Source organism: Polaribacter sp. HL-MS24, from assembly GCF_032758595.1.
Taxonomy (GTDB): Bacteria; Bacteroidota; Bacteroidia; order Flavobacteriales; family Flavobacteriaceae; genus Polaribacter.
On record NZ_CP136415.1, the window covers coordinates 2098973 to 2118272 of the forward strand.

Consider the following 19300-nt stretch of genomic DNA (forward strand, 5'->3'; position numbering starts at 1 on the left):
AACACGATGAAAAAAATACTCGTATTGATAAGTATTGTTGCTTTTATGAGCTGCAAACCTACTTCAGAAAAGCAAGTGATTGCTTTAACTAACCAAAAGGAATTTGTTTGGGAAGGTGCAAACATTTATTTTTTGTTGACAGATAGATTCCAAAATGCTGATCCTTCCAATGATGTTCATTTTAACCGACAAGATGATGCTGCAACACTTAGAGGGTTTAAAGGGGGAGATTTGAAAGGGATTACTCAAAAAATAAACGAAGGTTATTTTACTGATTTAGGCATTAATGCCATTTGGTTAACACCAATAGTAGAGCAAATTCATGCAGGAACCGATGAAGGGACTGGGAAAAGTTATGGGTATCATGGATATTGGACCAAAGATTGGACGGCAATAGATCCCAATTTTGGAACTAAAGAAGATTTAAGTGAATTGGTCGCTACTGCCCATAAAAATGGAATTCGAATTTTGTTGGATGCAGTCATCAATCACACTGGACCCGTGACCGACCAAGATCCCGTTTGGCCAGAAAGTTGGGTGCGAACAGCTCCACAATGTGACTATTCCAATTACGAAAAAACGACCAGTTGTACCTTGGTTAAAAATTTGCCAGATATTCGAACTGACAGTAATGAAAATGTAGCACTGCCTCCCCAATTGATAGCCAAATGGAAAGCTGAAGGAAGGTACGAACAAGAAGTTGAGGAATTGGATGCCTTTTTTGCAAGAACTGGCTATCCTAAAGCACCTCGTTTTTACATCATGAAGTGGCTTACAGACTATATTACAGAATTTGGAATTGATGGCTATCGAGTAGATACTGTTAAACATGCAGAAGAATATGTTTGGCAAGAATTTAGTAAAGAATGTGATTATTCTTTTGCTCAATACAAGAAACAGAATCCCGAAAAAGTGTTAGACAGCAACGATTTTTATTTAGTTGGTGAAGTTTATAACTATGGAATCTCGACAGGAACCACCTATGATTTTGGGGATAAAAAAGTAAATTATTTTGACAATGCCTTTCAGAGTTTGATCAATTTTGATCTTAAATGGAATGCACAGCAAATGGCAACAAAAGACGTGTTTTTTATGTACGATTCTATTTTGAACAGTAGTTTAAAAGATTATGGTGTTTTGAACTATATGACTTCTCACGATGATGGTCAGCCTTTTGATAGGGAGCGTAATAATCCAATCAAAACTGCTGAACTCTTACTGCTATCTCCAGGAACTTCGCAGGTTTATTATGGTGACGAATCTGCAAGAGAATTGATTGTGCCAACGGCAACTGGAGATGCCAACTTACGCTCGTTGATGAACTGGAATACAATCGAAACTGATCCAAAAACACAAGCGATTTTACAGCATTGGCAAAAAATTGGTCAGTTTAGAGCAAATCATCCAGCAGTTGGTGCAGGGAAACACGAACTGATTGCAAGTGCTTCAGGTTTGGTGTTTTCGAGAGTGCGAAACAACGACAAAATCATTGTGGGTATGGAGCTTCCAATAGGCTACAAAACAATTCCAGTTGCTTCTCTTTTTAACGATGGCACACTGCTTAGAGATGCTTATTCGAAACAAACTCTTACAGTTATAGCTGGGGAAGTTAGTCTTACCAACAACGCAGCAATTGTCTTGTTAGAAGAACTTCCTGTCTTGTAATCAGTTTAGATTGTAAAATATAAATGTCAAATTGACATTTTTTAAAGTAAAAAAGATCAATGTTTTGAAAATTTGACAGCTAAAGACCCAATTTTAATCAAAATTGGATGATAAAATGCAGTTTTTTATGATTTGGTATTTTTTTTGTTTGAAGAGAATTGAAATTCTATAAAGATTTCAAATTTCAAATAATGTTTAATTTAAATTTTGTAATTATGAGCAATTTAGTTAATGTTCCTAAAAGCGGAAGTTTATCAAACAGTAATTTAAATCAAAACTTCCCAACTTTGTCAAATTGGTTGGACGATATTTTTAATAGAGACCTACCATCAGTATTTACATCCAACTTCAATACTGGAATCACTTTACCAAAAGTAAATATTAAAGAAACTGCCGATGCTTTTATCGTAGAAATGGCTGTTCCTGGTCTCAAAAAATCAGATTTCCATATTGATATTGACAATCAAGTATTATCAATTTCTACAAAATCAAAGGTAGAAAATGAGCAAAAAGAAGAAAATTATACCCGTAGGGAGTTTGGGTACGCTTCTTTCAAAAGAACTTTTACTCTTCCTGAAAGTGTCAATGATGATAAAATTAATGCAAACTATAACGATGGTATTTTGAGTATTGAGTTACCTAAAAAAGAGGAGGCAAAACAAAAGCCTATCAGAAGCATTAAGATTTCATAATTGATTCATTGAATTTTTTTATTGAATTCTATAGAGGAGACCGATACGTCGGTCTTCTCTCTATTTCATTTAAGATCGAAATAACCTAAAAATGAGAGATTTTGTTGAAGTTACTATTCACAGCAAATCCTTAATTAAGTTGAATCTAATATTTAAAGAGATGAAAAAATATTTTTTAGTAATGATCATTAGTTTGTTAAGTGTCAGCTGCAATGGACAGCAAAAAGATACAACTAAAAATGAAGAAAAAAAATTGAACAGCCAAAAGGTTCTTGGAAAGTTGATAAGGAATATGACGATCAAGGAAATTTAATTAGATATGACAGTATTTATTCATGGTCATCATCCAGGAAATTCAATGATCTTTCAACTTTAGAAAAAGATAGTGTATTGCAATCTTTTAAATCGAGATTCTTTACCAATTTTTCCGATTTTGACAATAAAAGGTTTGAGGACATTTTTTCTAAAGATTCACTTTTTAGCAAACAGTATTTTAACGATGATTTTTTTAGAAGTGATTTTGGAAAGGACTTTATGGATATTGACAAAATTCTTCAACAAATGATTGCTAGGCAGAAGAAATTTTTGGAAAAATATCACTCAGAATTTACCAAACCTACAGACGAAAACTAATTAGTTTTCGTCTTTTTTTGAATTTTATTTTCAATTTAATGTTTAGGTGATTTCAATAAATGCTTAAAGTGTCTTAATAAGGGTTGTTTTTTTAAAGTTCTAAGCTTGATGGAAATTCTCAATGTTATCGAACGATTTTACAACCTATATTATAATAATAGTCTGAAACAATGGTGGTATTCTCTATTTGATCTGTGCAATTTGTATGCATCCAAAAAGAACGAATAAAGTCCTTGAGCTCCTCTCTTGGTTTTATTTCTTTATAGATACTTTGTTTAGTCATTTCAAGCTTTCTTGAAAATTTTTCTTTTGGATTGGTATGATATTGTTTTACTATTTAAAACGATGTACTTGTAAAAATTGTAAATTTTAAGAGACTTCATAAACCTAATAATAGTTTGTTTTCGACATGGGTTGATTGGCATTTTTATAATTTTTAGATCTCCTTCTGATAATTCTGAAATTAAAAGGTCATATAACTTGTTGAAATGAGAGTCTCTATACCTGCGTTTTGAACTCAATAGAAGATTTAGTAACGCTCTTGAATTAAATGGTGATACTATATCTTTACCCAAAGCGTGACTTTCTGTTTTTGATTTTGCAGCCCAGTTTCCCATTTTTTCCTCCCAGTAAAACATATCTAAGTAGTGATATCCATTTTTTTTAAATAGTTCCTTGTCCTTTAACCATTCAAAGTATTGATTAATTGCAAAAGTTAAATTTGAATAGCCCTCTAAAAAACACAAATCTTTAGCTGTTGCTCTTTTATAGTAGCCATAATAATTTCGTGATATTTCACTAATATTCCCATTTACAAAGATGTATTTTTCTTTATTTTTAGTAGTCATTTTTAGAAATCTAGGGAAATCAATATCATTAATGTAGGCAGTATTTTTTTTAGAAGATGTTGTACAGATTTTATCATCTTCAATTGTAAATGATTTATTATAGTGGGCTGTGATTTTTTTTGGTATATCAATATCATGATGAGAGTTATTCATATTCCAGTGTTTTGAAATAAAATATTCACAATCCACATTTAAACTTGATAAAAATAATACACGACTATCATAACCTCCAGTTACTGCCATTTTTAATTTGTTCCGGAACGCCAAAGATGAAATGTATCCTTTTAGCATCTCTGCACTTCTTTTGATAATTTCTCTATTAGGGAGTTCTTTAATTTTTTGGTTAGGGAAAAAACGAAAAACAATTTTATCTTTAACCTTCAAAAGGTGGTTTGGCATAAGATGAAAAATATTTTTCTTATGTGTAGTATTTCTAACAAAAAGACATTTTTTATAAAATGTTTTTGATTGATAGAATGCTATTGCATCAGCATCTGTATGTTCCTCTGGTTCTATTGATAAACTTAATAATTTTGGTTGAGTCCCAAAGCTTCTAAAGTTGTCATCGTAGTATATTTCTTTTTGACCAGAAGCATCATTAAAGATGTAAATAGTGTCGAAAAGTTTTACAATTAAAACGAATGCACCACAATATATATCAGTATTACTAATGATGTTATCAATAGCTGTATTTTCTGAAATCTTTTGAAGTATTTGCTTATTTGTAAATTCAGGATTTTCCCAATCGTATACTGATCCCAATAAATGAAATTCTGAACACTCAGTTTTTATAAACTCATATTTTGAATCTACTCCAAGATAAAGAAAGTAATTTTCAATAGTTTGTTTATGTTCTAAATTAGGGTGACTTAATTTTTTGTCTGTTAATAAAAATTGTTTTCTATACATTGTTTTTCCTTTTTCATAACAGTTTCATATTGATTATTCTTCTGTAATTTCCAAACAATAAAAATCTTAATTTGATTATTATTAATATTATCTAAAAATGTTGGATTTCTATATTGTACTTCAATTTTCAGTATGTTTGTTCGGATCATTTATTCCTCACTCTATTCAATTATATATATCCAATAGGTATGTGTTGTCGAATTATTATAAAGGTAGGGTACTCAATGCAATTTAATTATTTTTTTTAATATGACAAAATAAATATAAATATACCCTTATCTTATAGTGTAGCATTTACTATAGATAAGCACATGTACTTGAATGAAAAAGCTATTTAATTTAAATAACAGTAAAGTACTAAAAGGAAGATTGATTTTGTGTGGCGATGTGAGTACGGGAATAGGAAAGCAAAAAAAAAGCACCCCAATCGGAGTGCTTTGAATGATTAATTTGAGTAAATATCGTCGTATAGGTCTTGGTATATTTTTAGGATGATGGCACGTTTCATTTTCATGGTAGGTGTCAAATGCCCAGCATCTATTGTCCATTCTTCTTTGGTAAGTCTGAATACTTTTATTTGTTCCCATTTCCCAAAATGCGTATTGCAAAGATCTACTTCTTGTTGAATTCGGTCTTGGACTTCTTGAGATGCAATGATTTCTTCGTTCGTTTTTCCTATTGAAAGTTTTTTGCGATCGATCCATTCTCGAATAAAATCAAAGTTGGGTTGAATCAAGGCAGCTGGCATTTTTTGTCCTTCTCCAATTACCATTACTTGTTCTATAAATCGAGATTGTTTCAATTCTCCTTCCAATAAAGGTGGAACTACATATTTCCCCCCAGAGGTTTTGAACATTTCTTTTGTCCTTCCCGTTATGGTTAAAAATCCGTCTGCATCCACTTCTCCTTTATCTCCTGTGTGAAAATATCCATCCTTAATGACTTCTGCAGTTTTTTCTGGGTCTTTATAGTAGCCCATCATTACATTGGGACCTTTGACTAAAATTTCTCCGGTCTCAGCAATTTTAATGTGTACATTTTCGATAATCTTTCCAACCGTTCCTACCCTGAACCCACCGTCTTCCACACAATTTACAGAAACTACGGGAGAGGTTTCTGTAAGTCCATACCCTTCCATAATTGGCATTCCTGCTGCAGTAAATATCCGTGTCAATCGTTGTTGTAGGGCAGCAGAACCTGAAACCATTAATTTCAACTCACCTCCTAAGGCAGCTTGCCATTTTGAAAAAATCAATTTTTTTGCCAAGCTCAATTGCTTTTCATACCACCAACCATTTGCGCCATAAGGTTCGTATTTCAGTCCTAAATCGACCGCCCAAAAGAACAAGCGTTTTTTGATTCCGGTCAAATCAGCTCCTTTTGCAATAATTTTATCATAGATCTTTTCATACAGTCGCGGAACAGCGGTCATCACTTGTGGTTTGATTTCTTGTGCGTTTTCGCTAAGTTTTTCTAAGGACTCTGCAAAATAGACGTGTACACCACAGTATTGGTATAAATACAAAATCATTCGTTCAAAAATATGACAAACAGGCAAGAAACTGAGTGCCTTATCTTTTCCGTAAGCTAGAGGAACTCTTTTCTTACTTGCCAACACATTGGTCACAATATTGTTGTGGCTAAGCATTACACCTTTTGGTTTTCCTGTGGTACCTGAAGTATAGATTAAGGTAGCCAAATCCTCGGGTTGTACGTTGTTTTTTCGCTCTTCTACTTGGGGTTGTAGACTCATGTCTTCTCCCAAGGTTATTATTTCTTCCCAGTTATTTTCACCCTCAATGGCATCAAAGGTATAAACACCTTTAAGCTCTGTATTTCCTTTAATGAGATTAATTTTGTCCAGAACTTCCTGATCGGATACAAATACATAGATTGCTCCAGAATGATTGAGCACATATTCGTAGTCTTCTTTAGAAATAGTAGGATAAATCGGTACATTTTGTGCACCAAGTTGTAAAATTCCGATATCACAGATATTCCATTCGCTTCTGTTGGTGGATGAAATAATAGCGATTTTATCATTGGCTTGAACTCCCAATTGCAACAAGCCTCTGCTGATTGTATTTGCCTTGTTGATGTATTCTTGAGAGGAAATGGTTTTCCATTTCCCATTGTATTTTGTTGAAAAAGCATAAGGCAGATTGTACTTTTCTAATTGATGGTAAGGGAAATCAAATATTCGTGTAATTTCAGCGGACATATTTCTTGTTGTTTGTGTAGGGCAAATTAGGAAATTTCTCTTGAATTCGCAAATGAATAAGATTTGTATTAAAAAATTAAGAATTATATATTTTTTGATACAAATCTTGGTATTTTTCTTTAATTATTTTCCGTCTCATTTTCATAGTAGGAGTAAGGTGACCTCCTTCAATGGTCCATTCATCGGGAGTGATTTCAAACTTTTTGATTTGTTCCCACTTTCCGAATTTCTGATTGTGAATATAAATTTCTTCAGCTACTCGATCGATAAACCGTTGGTTGGTGAGTATGGTTGTGGTATCCAAGTTTTTTCGAAGTGCCCATTCTTTAGCGAAATCAAAATTTACTTGCAAGATGGCAGCCGGCATTTTTTCCGATTCACCTACAATCATTATTTGTTCTATAAAACGAGATTGTTTGAGTTCATTTTCCAGAACAGCTGGAGCGATATATTTTCCTCCAGAAGTTTTAAACATTTCTTTTTTTCGGTCGGTAATTGTTAAAAAACCATCGGCGTCAATTTCTCCAATGTCCCCTGTATGTAAATACCCATCAATAATGGTTTTTTGAGTCATTTCCTCCTCCTTATAGTATCCCATCATTACTGTTGAACCTTTCATTAAAACCTCCCCATCTGCTGCAATTTTAAGTTCCAACCCTTCAAGGGCTTTTCCTACGGTACCAATCTTTAATCCATTATTTTTTAACTCATTTAAGGTTATTGCCGGCGAGGATTCGGTCATTCCATAGCCTTCAAAAATGGGGATTCCTGCTGCCATAAATACACGAATCAATCGTCCTTGCAAGGGAGCGCTTCCGCTGAGCATAAATTCTAAGTGTCCTCCTAAGGCTTCTTGCCATTTAGAAAAAATGAGTTTTCGTGCGATGTTCAATTTGAAGTCATACCATTTCCCATTTTGATGATAAGGCTCAAATTTTTCTCCCAAAGAAATTGCCCAAAAAAACAAGTTTTTTTTGATGCCTGTTAATAAACTTCCCTTGGCGATAATCTTGTCGTATATTTTTTCTAGCAACCTAGGAACTACTGCTAGAAAATGAGGTTGTACTTCCCGAATGGTCTCGCCTAATTGATCGATACTTTCAGCAAAATAGACTTGATAGCCCAAATATTGATAATAGTAGGAAGCCGATCGTTCAAAAATATGACAGATAGGCAAGTAGCTGATGATTCTTTTATGATTTTCGGCTAAGGATAGTACTGAATGGGTTTTAAAGATATTGTCTACAATGTTTCGATGTGAAAGCATCACTCCTTTGGGAGTTCCTGTAGTTCCTGAAGTATAAATGATGGTTGCTAGCTCTTCGGGGTGTATACTTTGTTTTAACTGTGCAATCGTTTCGGTATGATTGTTTTTTTCTGCGATAGCTAAAAAGGCATTCCAGCTGTTGTCTGTATTGGTTTCGTTTAAATAAAATACTTTTTGAACCTGAGTTTGATCGAGTACTTTCTGTACTTTTTCGTAAAGGGCTTCATCTGACACAAAACAGTATTTTGCATCAGAATGATGTAATACATAGGCATAGTCCTTTTCGGAAAGGGTAGCGTATAAGGGAACATTTTGAGCTCCAATTTGCATCACTCCAATATCTAGGATATGCCAATTTGGATGATTATTTGTTGTGATAACGGCAATCTTATCGTTTTTCTGAACTCCTAATTCCAACAAAGAGGCACTAACTTGATGTGCTTGTGCGATGTATTTTTTGGTGCTAATGTTTTTCCATTGCTGATTTTCTTTGTACAAAAAACAGTTTTCTTGAGCATGGTTTTCTAACTGATAGTCTGCAAAGTCAAAAAGACGGGTCGGTTTCATAGGGGAATATTTATAGCAATATAAGAAAAGAATTTCACACAAAAAGAAGGTTCGCTTCTGATGAAACGAACCTCGAGAAATATTGAGTTCAAAAATGGAGTGTTTAGACGGACGAAATTATTCGATTTCCCTAATTTTTATGGACTAGGAATTTACTAAAACTCTGCCCATTGATTTGGGTATATTTGTTCTCGATATTAAAGGCAACTCTCATTCCATTGATGTTAAAGTCACCATCAATCATGGCAAATTTTAGATCTAAATTGTCTTCAAATTTTGAATTTTTAAAAGAAACTCCTTCTGAAAATTTTGCGTATTTAAAAATGGCTGTATCTTTAAAGACTGCCTCCGAAAAATTGGCGTGATTATTAAAATACGCATATTTAAAGGTGGCTATTTCGTAGAAAATACTGCTATCAAAAAGTGCTTTTCGTTCAAATTTTCCATATTTAAAGGAACTATCACCATTAAATTTCGATTCAGAGAATTCTGAATGTTGACTGAATTTGGAATATTTAAAAAGTGCTTTTTGTTCAAAGGTGCAATTTTTAAAAATTACATCCTCTTCAAAATTTGCGATATAAGTATATCCTGAATTTTCATCTGGAATGTATGCCAATACGTCGTCTTCAAAAGTGCAATTGACAAAAGAAATCTTGGTTTTGATGTTTTTTTCAATCACATTGGAAGTTCCATTTTGATTCCAATTGAACCAGCTTTTTTTCTTTTTTGGATTTTTTTAATGGCATCTTCTCTGAACGTTAAGTCAAAAGTACCAACAATAGTTGCATTTTCGTAGGCTATGGATTTTCCGCTTTTGATATCTTGTAGGATTTTTGAAGCTTCAATTTTTTGTTGTCCATAACTAACGATTCCGAAGAATAGAACTAACAATCCTACAAATCTAATTTTCGTTTTCATTTGATTCATTTTAAAGAGTTTCTAATTTAATGACGCTAGATGCTGAACGATGTGACAGTGTTGCTAAAAAAAAAGCAAACTTTTTAATGAAAGTTTGCTTTTTTATTTTTGTCTAGAATCGATTACTTTTTGGTATTGATCCATTTTCGTGCATTCACAAAAGCTTCCAGCCATGGAGAGACTTCATCTTTTCTTTTCGATGGATAGTTTGCCCAGTTCCATTGAAAGGTAGAACGTTCTATATGGGGCATGGTAACTAAATGACGACCAGAAACATCGCAAAGCATAGCCGTGTTGAAGTCGGAGCCATTCGGGTTGTTTGGATAACCTTCATAGCCGTATTTTGCAACGATATGATAGTTTTCTTCTGTTTCTGGTAAATTGAATTTTCCTTCTCCATGAGATATCCATACTCCTAATTCAGTTCCTGCTAATGAAGACAGCATCACAGAGTTGTTCTCTTGTATTTTTACTGAAGTAAAAGAAGATTCGTGCTTATGAGAATCGTTGTGCACTAATTTCCCATGCACTTTGTGTTTTGGATAAATTAAATCCAACTCCATCCAAAGCTGGGCACCGTTACAAATACCAACAGACAATGTGTCTTCTCTTTTAAAGAAATTTTTCAAGGCTTTGTTTGCTTTGGCATTGTATTTAAATGCTCCTGCCCAACCTTTGGCAGAACCCAAGACATCTGAATTGGAAAAACCACCTACTGCTCCAATAAATTGAATGTCTTCTAATGTTTCACGTCCCGAAATTAAATCAGTCATGTGAACATCTTTTACTTCAAAACCAGCCAAGTACATGGCGTTAGCCATCTCGCGTTCGGAATTGGACCCTTTTTCTCTAATAATGGCAGCTTTGGGTCTTTGAAAGCCGTTTCCTACTACCTCGTTTAATTTTCCACTAAAGTTTTTTGGAAAACGGTATTGTAAAGGTTGTTTTTTATAGTTTTCAAAACGATTTTTTGCCAAACCGTTTGCTGTTTGTCTTTGATCGAGTAGGAAAGAGGTTTTGTACCAAAGGTCTCTCAAAGTTGCAACATCAAAGGTACATTGCGTTTCATTATTTTGGATACTAACGGTTCCTGTTGAATTGGCTGTACCAATTGTGAAAAATTCAATATTATTTTTTTCAAATACCGTTTCAACAGCTGCATCTGCTTGGAAGACAATTCCTGCGTTTTCAGCAAACAAGACCTTGATTGTATCTTCTTCATTCAGTGATGAAAGATTGATATTGGCTCCTATTTGCACTTCAGCAAAACACATTTCTAGCAAGGTTGTTATCAAACCTCCTGAAGCGACATCGTGTCCTGCAACAATTTTTTCTTCTTTGATTAATGTTTGCAAGGAATTGAAAGCACTCTTTACAAATTTAGCATTTTTGACATCAGGTGCATCGCTTCCAATGGCATTCAATGCTTGGTAAAAAGAACTTCCTCCCAATTTGAACTCATCCTGAGAGAAATTGATATAGTAAATTTTTCCTCCATCAAGTTGTAAAACAGGTTCAACAACCTTACTGATTTCACTACAATTTGCAGCTGCAGAAATGATTACCGTTCCTGGAGAAATCACCTCTCCATCTGGATATTTCTGTTTCATTGAAAGTGAATCTTTTCCTGTAGGAACATTGATTCCCAATTCGATAGAAAAATCCGAAACTGCCTTCACGGCTTTGTACAAACGAGCATCTTCTCCTTCATTCTTACAAGGCCACATCCAGTTTGCGGATAATGAAACGGAGGCTAAATTATCTTTTAGAGGAGCCCAAATGATGTTGGTCAATGCTTCTGTGATTGAATTTCTACTTCCTGCCCCTGGATGAATTAATCCAGAAATTGGTGAGTGGCCAATCGAGGTGGCAACCCCTTCTTTACCATTATAATCCAATGCCATTACACCGACATTGTTCAACGGAATTTGTAAAGCACCTACACATTGTTGTTTGGCAACTTTTCCCCCTACACATCGGTCTACTTTATTGGTAAGCCAGTCTTTACAGGCAACAGCTTCTAATTGTAATACTTGTTCTACATAGCTGTGAATATTTTTGCTTTTGTATCGTGGATTTTTATAACTTCTTACTACAGTAGTGTCGGTAAGTATGGTTTTGGGTGAAGAACCAAACATGTCTTCTAGAGCCAAATCCATCGGCTTATCGCCTTTGGTTTTTGATGCAAAAGTAAATCGGTTGTTCCCAGTTACTTCACCAACGGTATACATGGGTGAGCGTTCACGTTCTGCAATTTTCTGTAAGGTCTCTACATGCTTTTCACCAATGACCAATCCCATTCTTTCTTGAGATTCATTTCCAATAATTTCTTTAGCAGATAGCGTAGGATCTCCAATGGGTAGTTTGTCCAAATCAATTTTTCCACCTGTATCTTCAACCAATTCAGACAAACAGTTCAAGTGTCCACCAGCTCCATGATCATGAATGGATACAATAAAATTATCGTCGCTTTCTACCATCCCACGAACGGCATTGGCAGCACGTTTTTGCATTTCTGGATTTGATCGTTGCACCGCGTTCAATTCAATTCCTGAAGCGAATTCTCCAGTATCTGAAGAAGACACTGCAGCTCCACCCATCCCAATTCGATAGTTCTCACCTCCTAAAATGACAATTTTGTCTCCTTCTTTTGGAATGTCTTTAATTGCTTGATCTGCTTTTCCATATCCAATTCCACCTGCTTGCATGATGACTTTATCATAGCCTAACTTTCGAGGTTTTGAAGTACTTGAAGCAGCATTTTCTTCGTGCTCAAAAGTAAGTACAGAACCTGTAATTAAAGGTTGACCAAATTTATTTCCAAAGTCGGAAGCTCCATTGGATGCTTTGATTAAAATATCCATTGGAGTTTGGTACAACCAATCTCTTGCTTCAAATTTTTGTTCCCAATGTCTTTTGCTTTTCTCTCCATCAGCTGCGTCGTTCAAACGAGAATAGGAAGTCATATAAACCGCTGTTCCAGCCAAAGGAAGCGATCCTTTTCCACCAGCAAGACGGTCTCTAATTTCTCCACCTGAACCAGTTGCAGCACCGTTAAATGGCTCTACTGTGGTCGGGAAATTGTGTGTTTCTGCCTTTAAAGAAATCACAGAATCAAAATCGGTGGTTTGGTAATAATCAGGCTTGTCTGCTGTTTTTGGAGCAAATTGCACCACTTGTGGACCTTTGATAAAGGCAACATTGTCTTTGTATGCAGAAACGATGTCGTTTGGAAACTGTTTAGACGTCTCTTTGATCATTTTGAATAGGGAAGAGGGTTGCTCTTCTCCATCAATCACAAAAGTTCCGTTAAATATTTTATGTCTACAGTGTTCTGAGTTCACTTGACTAAATCCGAAAACTTCAGAATCTGTTAATTTTCTTCCAATTTTTGTTGCCACACCTTCCAAGTAAGCCACTTCTTCGTCATTCAGCGACAATCCTTCTTGTTGATTGTATGCAGCAATATCATCGATCTCTAAAATTGCCTCTGGCTTAACGTTGATGTCAAAGGACCCTTGGTGCAAGCTGCTCAATTTTTCTGAAATCATTGGATCAAAATCTGTAAAGTCTTCAGAAACGGAAGTAAACTCTTCAATTCGAATGATTCCTTTAATTCCCATATTTTGGGTAATTTCTACGGCATTAGTACTCCATGGAGTAATCATTGCTGCTCTAGGTCCAATAAAAAAAGCGTCGATTGAAGACACTTCTATTTTGGGTTGATTGGCAAATAACCACGTTAATTTTGCAATGGAGGTTTGGGGTAATTCTTTTGTTGTTTGAACAGCAAATACTGTACTGTCTGTGTTTCCGAAAAAGTGAATCATTCTATTATTTTTGGTGTGTTGTTCTAAGTAGCAAATTTACTTTTTTTAGTTAAAATGGAGCCTATTTATTTAAGAGAATATCCAGAGTTATTCACGGAGTTATAAACGGAAAAAGACAAATCGTACTGATTTGCCTTTTTCAATTTATATTCCTTAAGAAGTGAACTTATTGCTTGATGATTTTTTGGGTTGTCAATTGCTTTTCTGAGGAAATTCTGTAAAAAAATTTCCCTAGAAAGTCTTAGACAATATTGATTTTACTTTTATTTTCGCTCTAACAAGGCCATGTAAAATCCGTCAAAACCAGAAATATGGGCAAAAACTTTTTTGTCAGAGACAAAGGTGAAGTCGCTTCCAGCTTCAGATTCTAAGAAAGTTTTTACTTGATTTTGATTTTCAGATGGTAAAATAGAACAGGTTGCATAGACCATTTTTCCACCAGGTTTTACCATGGCAGCATAGCTTTGTAAAATCTCTTGTTGAATTTTTTTAATATTCTCAATAAATTCGGGTTGTAATTTCCATTTAGAATCTGGATTTCTACGAAGAACTCCTAATCCAGAACAAGGAGCATCAATCAAAACGCGATCGGCTTTTCCGTGTAATTTTTTAATGGGTTTGGTAGAGTCGATGACACGCATATCGATGTTGTGTGCTTTGTTTCTTTTGGCCCTAACTTTTAGTTTTCGAAGTTTACTTTCGTAAATGTCCATGGCAATAATTTGCCCTTTATTTTGCATCAATGCAGACAAATGCAGAGTTTTTCCTCCGGCACCAGCACAGGTATCAACGACTTTCATTCCGGGTTGAACGTCCAAATAGGCGGCAACTAACTGAGATGAGGCATCCTGAACTTCAAAGTACCCATTGTGAAAGGCTTCCGTTTTAAAAACATTGGCTCTTTCTGGTAGCATCAGAGCATCTGGATGATTTGCTACGATTTCTGTAATAATCCCTTCAGCTTTTAATTTCATTTGAAGAACTTCTCTTGAAATATTCAAGGTATTTGTTCTTAAAATTACTTTTGCTTGTTGATTCAATGCTGCTATTTCTTTGGTCCAAAGCTCTTCGCCTAATTCAGCCAAACAAATTTCATCCATCCAATCTGGAATTGATTCTCTGTATTTTCTAGTTTTAGACAATTCAGCAAAACGCCCTTTGATTTTTCTTTCTGGAACATTTCCTATCTGATTCCAGTCTGGCAAGGCAATTCCTCTTAAAATACACCATACAGAAAACAACCTCCAAATATTATCTCTATCGTACGGGACTTTTACTTCTGCAATTTCTGCATACAGTCGATTCCAACGAACAATGTCGTAAATGGTTTCAGCAACAAATTTGCGATCTCTTGCGCCCCAACGTTTGTCTCGTTTCAATGCTTTTTCGACAGCTTTGTCTGCATAAACGCCTTCGTTGAATATATCTCTAATACTATCTATAACTGAAAAAGTTAAGTTTCTGTGTAATCTCATTGTATGTTTTATAAAGCTTGCAAAGATACGCTATTTTAAGGCATTTACTTGGTTCTTTTTTCTTTTCCACAGATTAAAAGAAACAAAATACCCTTTTGTAAAAATTGAATTCTTTATTTTCGTAGTTGAAAATTGTATCCATTGAATTTAAGCAATCCAATTACATATATTACTGGAGTTAGTGTTCATCGAGCATCGCTTTTTTACGCCGAATTGGGAATCAAAACCTGTAATGATTTGCTACACTTTTTCCCCTTTCGATATATCGATAAAACCCAGTTTTACTCCATCAAAGAATTGCAGCCCAATTCTTCTGAGGTACAGCTAGTTGGTAAAATTACCCATGTCAAATCGATTGCACAAAAAAGAGGGAGTAGGTTGGTGGCAACGTTTCAAGATGCATCAGGAACCATGGAGTTGGTTTGGTTTAAAGGACAGAAGTGGATCAAAGACTCCTTAAAAATCAATGTTCCCTATGTGGTATATGGAAAATTAAACCATTACAATGGGAGCTTTAGCATACCGCATCCAGAGATGGAGTTGGTGAGTGAATACAAAAAAAAGTTGCAGTCCAAAATGCAGCCAGTTTATCCTTCGACAGAAAAATTGACCAATTCGGGAGTTTCCAACAAAATGGTTCGGGGCTATATTCAAAGTTTGTTGCAGCAAGTTTTTGAAGGGATTCAAGAAAGCCTGTCCCAAGAGATTTTGGATGATTTTCAATTGATCTCCAAAAGAGAGGCTTTGTTGAATGTTCATTTTCCCAAAAATCAAGAACTGCTGACAAAAGCCGAATTTCGTTTGAAGTTTGAAGAATTGTTTTTTATTCAATTGCAATTGGCTCGAAAAAAGCTCATCAATAAAGCAAAAATAAAGGGCGCTGTTTTTGAAAATGTAGGAGAAGTCTTTAATGAATTTTACAGTAAAAAATTACCTTTTGATCTGACCAATGCTCAAAAAAGAGTGTTGAAAGAGATTCGAAAAGATGTGGCTTCCGGGGCACATATGAATCGATTGTTGCAAGGGGATGTGGGTTCAGGTAAAACTATTGTTGCCTTGTTAGCGATGTTATTGGCAATTGACAATGGATTCCAGGCGACCATTATGGCACCCACAGAAATTTTGGCAAGACAGCACTATATTGCTGTCTCCTCGCTTTTGGAAGGAATGAAACTGAATGTGGATATTTTAACCGGTTCTGTTAAAGTGAAAAAACGGCGAGAAATTCACGAAAATTTAGAAAACGGATCGCTACATATTTTAATTGGTACTCATGCTTTGTTGGAAGACAAGGTGAAGTTCCAAAACTTAGGGATTGCAATCATCGATGAGCAACATCGATTTGGAGTTGCCCAGCGCTCAAAATTGTGGGCAAAGGGGAGTGAAAATTCCTCACAGCAAGGACGTGTTCCTCCTCATATTTTGGTCATGACTGCGACTCCTATCCCTAGAACCTTGGCAATGTCTGTTTATGGAGATTTGGATATTTCGGTGATAGATGAATTGCCTCCAGGAGAAAAGAAGTTAAAACCGTTCATCGCTATGATAGCAATCGATTGTCAGTTTTTAAATTCATGCGAGATGAGATTGGAAAAGGGCGTCAAATTTATTTGGTCTACCCTCTGATTCAGGAATCTGAAGCGATGGATTATAAAGACTTAATGGACGGATACGAAAGTGTTTCCAGAGAATTTCCCACGCCAAAGTATCAAATCAGTATTGTACACGGAAAAATGAAGCCAGCAGACAAAGAATTTGAAATGCAACGTTTTGTAAAAGGGGAAACTCAAATTATGGTAGCAACCACCGTGATTGAAGTTGGAGTAAATGTGCCCAATGCAAGTGTGATGGTGATTGAAAGTGCAGAACGATTTGGACTCTCGCAACTGCATCAATTACGAGGGCGTGTTGGGCGAGGAGCGGACCAAAGCTATTGTATACTCCTTACCAGTTTTAAATTGTCTGACGAAGCAAAAACCCGTTTAAAAACAATGGTGGCTACTTCGGATGGATTTAAAATTGCAGAGGTTGATCTAAAATTACGGGGTCCGGAAATATTATGGGAACCCAACAAAGCGGGGTATTGAACTTGAAAATTGCAGATGTTGTAAAAGATGGAACTACCTTGGTAAAAGCTAGGAATGCTGCTATTGGACTCCTGCAAGACGATCCTAGTTTGCAAAAACCGGAACACAAAGGCATCTTGCAAACCTTTACTGCGATTTATAAATCTTCTGGAATTTGGGCGAATATTAGTTGACATGTTTACTGTATTGTCATGCTGTTACCAGCGGAGCACTTACGTTAGCAGAGACTAGTTATTCTATTATTCTCGTGGTTTTACGATCCTAGAAATAACTGCCCCCCACAAAGGGCATTGGGTCCTATATACCCCCCCTACAAAAAACACTACAGCACACTCATTTTTTAGTATGGCATCCCGCACAACGGCTTAAAAAGGAAGGTTTTTTACTTTTTTTCGGGGCTTGTGCAACGGTTACTTTTGTTGTGTGTAGTTTTTTTATTTCGTATTTAAATTCAAGAACTTTTAAATTCCATAATGTCAAAGTTTGGATAGCTGTAATTCTATCATTTTCGCAGCTGACGACTAACTTGTCCTTGAATGACCGAATAAATTTAGTCCATAATTGACCTTTTGAATCCCTGAGCAAAAAGTAAAATCCGCTATCACCAATTTTTTGTCCTGATGAATCCAAAATGAGTTCACCTTTCTCACCAACTTTAGGAGATAAGATTACTGTGGCATTTCCATTTGGTAAAGGAAAAATAGCCTTAATGCAAATCTGTTTGTTTGGTAATGAACAAGTTTTATAAACTCCTGAGTAAACTACTTGGCCTGTTGATTTAAAGGTTCTAAGCCAAATTGTTCTTTTGACTTCATTTGTTTTAGAATCATGTAGTTTAATTATTTCGTTGGTGAGGCCTGATCCTTCTTCTAGGTTTTGAATTGGAACATTTAGTTGTTCAATTCTTCTACTGAAAATCATTCTCACTAACAAGCCAAAACTTTTGAATATAGGATTCCATTTTGCTTTTAGCTGTAGGTCATAATTTGATGTGTTTTCATAGAAGTCAATTACTTCTGGAGATAGTCTCTTTAGTTCAGTTTCTGGCAGTCCTAGATTTAGAATTGAATCAAGTAACCCTCTGTTTTTTCTTTGGTTATCAAGGACTAAACTCTCATCTTTAGCTAACTGCACAATGAATTTTGTCCCGATTCCATTTGTTCCACCAAATGGCCCTAAAAGCCATTGATAATTCTTATTGTCAATCCGCTGCCCAAACAGTATGACCCATTGTTGAGTAATCCAATCCTGAATGCTTTGATTTTTTCTAGCTATTCCCATCTCCACAATCAAGGTTTAATTACTGGGAATAAAATTCGATTGACCTTTCCATTTTCCGAACTCTGTTAAAGGCTTAAATCGAAGAGTGGTAAACTCAAAATGAAAGTTCTTTCTTTCCCTTTCTTTCATTGCGTTTGAATGCCTTTTCGGTTTTTCTACTTTACTGTGACCATGTACCATATTGGTCATTTCTTTTTCAGATTTCCAAATTGAAAAGGTTGAGACTGTGTTAGGGAATTTAACTGAGGCTAACGATAGAGTTGTTCCTGGATGGTCTCTAACTAGCTTTTCAACGGGTCTTCCCCAATGTATAAATCTAGGAACTGCCAAAGGTTTCATTCTTGCTATTGTAACAGCAACAACAGGAGAATATGAGCTTTCTAATTGGTCTTTATCATTTGGTATTTTGAATCCACTAAACTTTCCCCATTCTCTAATAAAAGACAAACGCACATGCCAACCTTTTGCTAAAATTCTTCCAAAACTGTCCTGCTCCAAATAGTTTTCAAGTACATTTTCATTTTCCCATTGCATAAAAACTGCTACTTGACCTATTAAAACTCTTAAGGGAGAAAAAATTGGTGAACCTAGGGTCATTGCCGTCATATATTCAGAGTGAATCAGTCCTTTTGTATTCTTAGAAATTGGATTCGAGAACATTCCTTTTACCGCAACAAAAAAAGGAAGTTTGACTAAATGATAAGAGAATATGCTCACTTTGATTTTGATTGAATTATTTGTTCTATGCGGTTCTTCTAATTACACACAACGTTTTACAATATGAAACGGTTGGGTTTTCGGAGCGCGTTCGTATCCACCGAGGAAAAAGCTGGCGCGAGACCTGCTGCGCAAAGTCTCCCGACTTTGAGCTTATATAATTCTCATTCATTAATTTTTTGTTCAA

Annotated in this window: 13 protein-coding genes and 1 pseudogene; 4 read left to right on the plus strand and 10 right to left on the minus strand. The window is 35.3% G+C overall.

Annotated features, from left to right (window positions below; all coding sequences use genetic code 11):
- Positions 1-6 precede the first annotated feature (6 nt).
- The 3 genes from RRF69_RS09910 to RRF69_RS09920 all read left to right on the plus strand — a co-directional run bounded on the left by RRF69_RS09910 (position 7) and on the right by RRF69_RS09920 (position 2990).
- Positions 7-1665, plus strand: coding sequence for an alpha-amylase family glycosyl hydrolase (locus RRF69_RS09910; RefSeq protein WP_316939627.1), 1659 nt, complete (start codon positions 7-9; stop codon positions 1663-1665).
- 215 nt (positions 1666-1880) lie between these two features.
- The gene (locus RRF69_RS09915; protein ID WP_316939628.1) at positions 1881-2357 is read left to right on the plus strand and encodes an Hsp20/alpha crystallin family protein; all 477 of its coding nucleotides are present in this window, start codon (positions 1881-1883) and stop codon (positions 2355-2357) included.
- Positions 2358-2747: 390 nt separating this feature from the next.
- Complete coding sequence (locus tag RRF69_RS09920; RefSeq protein WP_316939629.1) at positions 2748-2990, plus strand: hypothetical protein; 243 nt, start codon at positions 2748-2750, stop codon at positions 2988-2990.
- 124 nt (positions 2991-3114) lie between these two features.
- Here RRF69_RS09920 and RRF69_RS09925 read toward each other — a convergent pair whose 3' ends face one another.
- From RRF69_RS09925 to RRF69_RS09960, 8 genes are all read right to left on the minus strand, one after another.
- On the minus strand, positions 3115-3273 hold the full coding sequence (locus RRF69_RS09925) for a hypothetical protein (RefSeq protein WP_316939630.1): 159 nt from the start codon (positions 3271-3273) through the stop codon (positions 3115-3117).
- A gap of 1 nt (position 3274) precedes the next feature.
- The gene (locus RRF69_RS09930; protein ID WP_316939631.1) at positions 3275-4747 is read right to left on the minus strand and encodes a hypothetical protein; all 1473 of its coding nucleotides are present in this window, start codon (positions 4745-4747) and stop codon (positions 3275-3277) included.
- A gap of 445 nt (positions 4748-5192) precedes the next feature.
- Entirely contained in the window at positions 5193-6968 is a 1776-nt protein-coding gene (locus RRF69_RS09935; protein ID WP_316939632.1) for a long-chain fatty acid--CoA ligase, read from the minus strand.
- 76 nt (positions 6969-7044) lie between these two features.
- Positions 7045-8802 carry a long-chain fatty acid--CoA ligase gene (locus RRF69_RS09940; protein ID WP_316939633.1) on the minus strand — a complete coding sequence of 586 codons (1758 nt, stop codon included), beginning with the start codon at positions 8800-8802 and terminating at the stop codon, positions 7045-7047.
- A gap of 130 nt (positions 8803-8932) precedes the next feature.
- Complete coding sequence (locus tag RRF69_RS09945) at positions 8933-9484, minus strand: pentapeptide repeat-containing protein (RefSeq protein ID WP_316939634.1); 552 nt, start codon at positions 9482-9484, stop codon at positions 8933-8935.
- Entirely contained in the window at positions 9481-9723 is a 243-nt protein-coding gene (locus tag RRF69_RS09950) for a hypothetical protein (RefSeq protein WP_316939635.1), read from the minus strand. The genes RRF69_RS09945 and RRF69_RS09950 overlap by 4 nt, the downstream gene beginning before the upstream one ends.
- Positions 9724-9845: 122 nt before the next feature.
- Positions 9846-13553, minus strand: coding sequence for a phosphoribosylformylglycinamidine synthase (gene purL / locus RRF69_RS09955; protein ID WP_316939636.1), 3708 nt, complete (start codon positions 13551-13553; stop codon positions 9846-9848).
- Positions 13554-13816: 263 nt separating this feature from the next.
- The gene (locus tag RRF69_RS09960) at positions 13817-15028 is read right to left on the minus strand and encodes an RsmB/NOP family class I SAM-dependent RNA methyltransferase (protein ID WP_316939637.1); all 1212 of its coding nucleotides are present in this window, start codon (positions 15026-15028) and stop codon (positions 13817-13819) included.
- 141 nt (positions 15029-15169) lie between these two features.
- Here RRF69_RS09960 and recG point away from each other — a divergent pair.
- Positions 15170-17288 (plus strand): annotated as a pseudogene (recG, locus tag RRF69_RS09965) (ATP-dependent DNA helicase RecG).
- A 160-nt stretch (positions 17289-17448) separates the two neighbouring features.
- On the opposite strand, the gene RRF69_RS09970 reads toward recG, so the two are convergent.
- Positions 17449-18396: a hypothetical protein gene (locus RRF69_RS09970; protein ID WP_316939638.1), complete on the minus strand. Its 948-nt coding sequence runs from the start codon at positions 18394-18396 to the stop codon at positions 17449-17451.
- A gap of 15 nt (positions 18397-18411) precedes the next feature.
- Positions 18412-19113 (minus strand): hypothetical protein, encoded by a 702-nt coding sequence (locus RRF69_RS09975; RefSeq protein WP_316939639.1) that lies wholly within the window; start codon positions 19111-19113, stop codon positions 18412-18414.
- Positions 19114-19300 lie beyond the last annotated feature (187 nt).

Coding starts and splice junctions, on each gene's coding strand:
- RRF69_RS09910 (WP_316939627.1), top strand. CDS start 7: ATGAAAAAAATACTCGTATTGATAAGTATTGTTGCTTTTATGAGCTGC.
- RRF69_RS09915 (WP_316939628.1), top strand. CDS start 1,881: ATGAGCAATTTAGTTAATGTTCCTAAAAGCGGAAGTTTATCAAACAGT.
- RRF69_RS09925 (WP_316939630.1), bottom strand. CDS start 3,273: ATGACTAAACAAAGTATCTATAAAGAAATAAAACCAAGAGAGGAGCTC.
- RRF69_RS09930 (WP_316939631.1), bottom strand. CDS start 4,747: ATGTATAGAAAACAATTTTTATTAACAGACAAAAAATTAAGTCACCCT.
- RRF69_RS09935 (WP_316939632.1), bottom strand. CDS start 6,968: ATGTCCGCTGAAATTACACGAATATTTGATTTCCCTTACCATCAATTA.
- RRF69_RS09940 (WP_316939633.1), bottom strand. CDS start 8,802: ATGAAACCGACCCGTCTTTTTGACTTTGCAGACTATCAGTTAGAAAAC.
- RRF69_RS09950 (WP_316939635.1), bottom strand. CDS start 9,723: ATGAAAACGAAAATTAGATTTGTAGGATTGTTAGTTCTATTCTTCGGA.
- purL (WP_316939636.1), bottom strand. CDS start 13,553: ATGATTCACTTTTTCGGAAACACAGACAGTACAGTATTTGCTGTTCAA.
- RRF69_RS09960 (WP_316939637.1), bottom strand. CDS start 15,028: ATGAGATTACACAGAAACTTAACTTTTTCAGTTATAGATAGTATTAGA.
- RRF69_RS09970 (WP_316939638.1), bottom strand. CDS start 18,396: ATGGGAATAGCTAGAAAAAATCAAAGCATTCAGGATTGGATTACTCAA.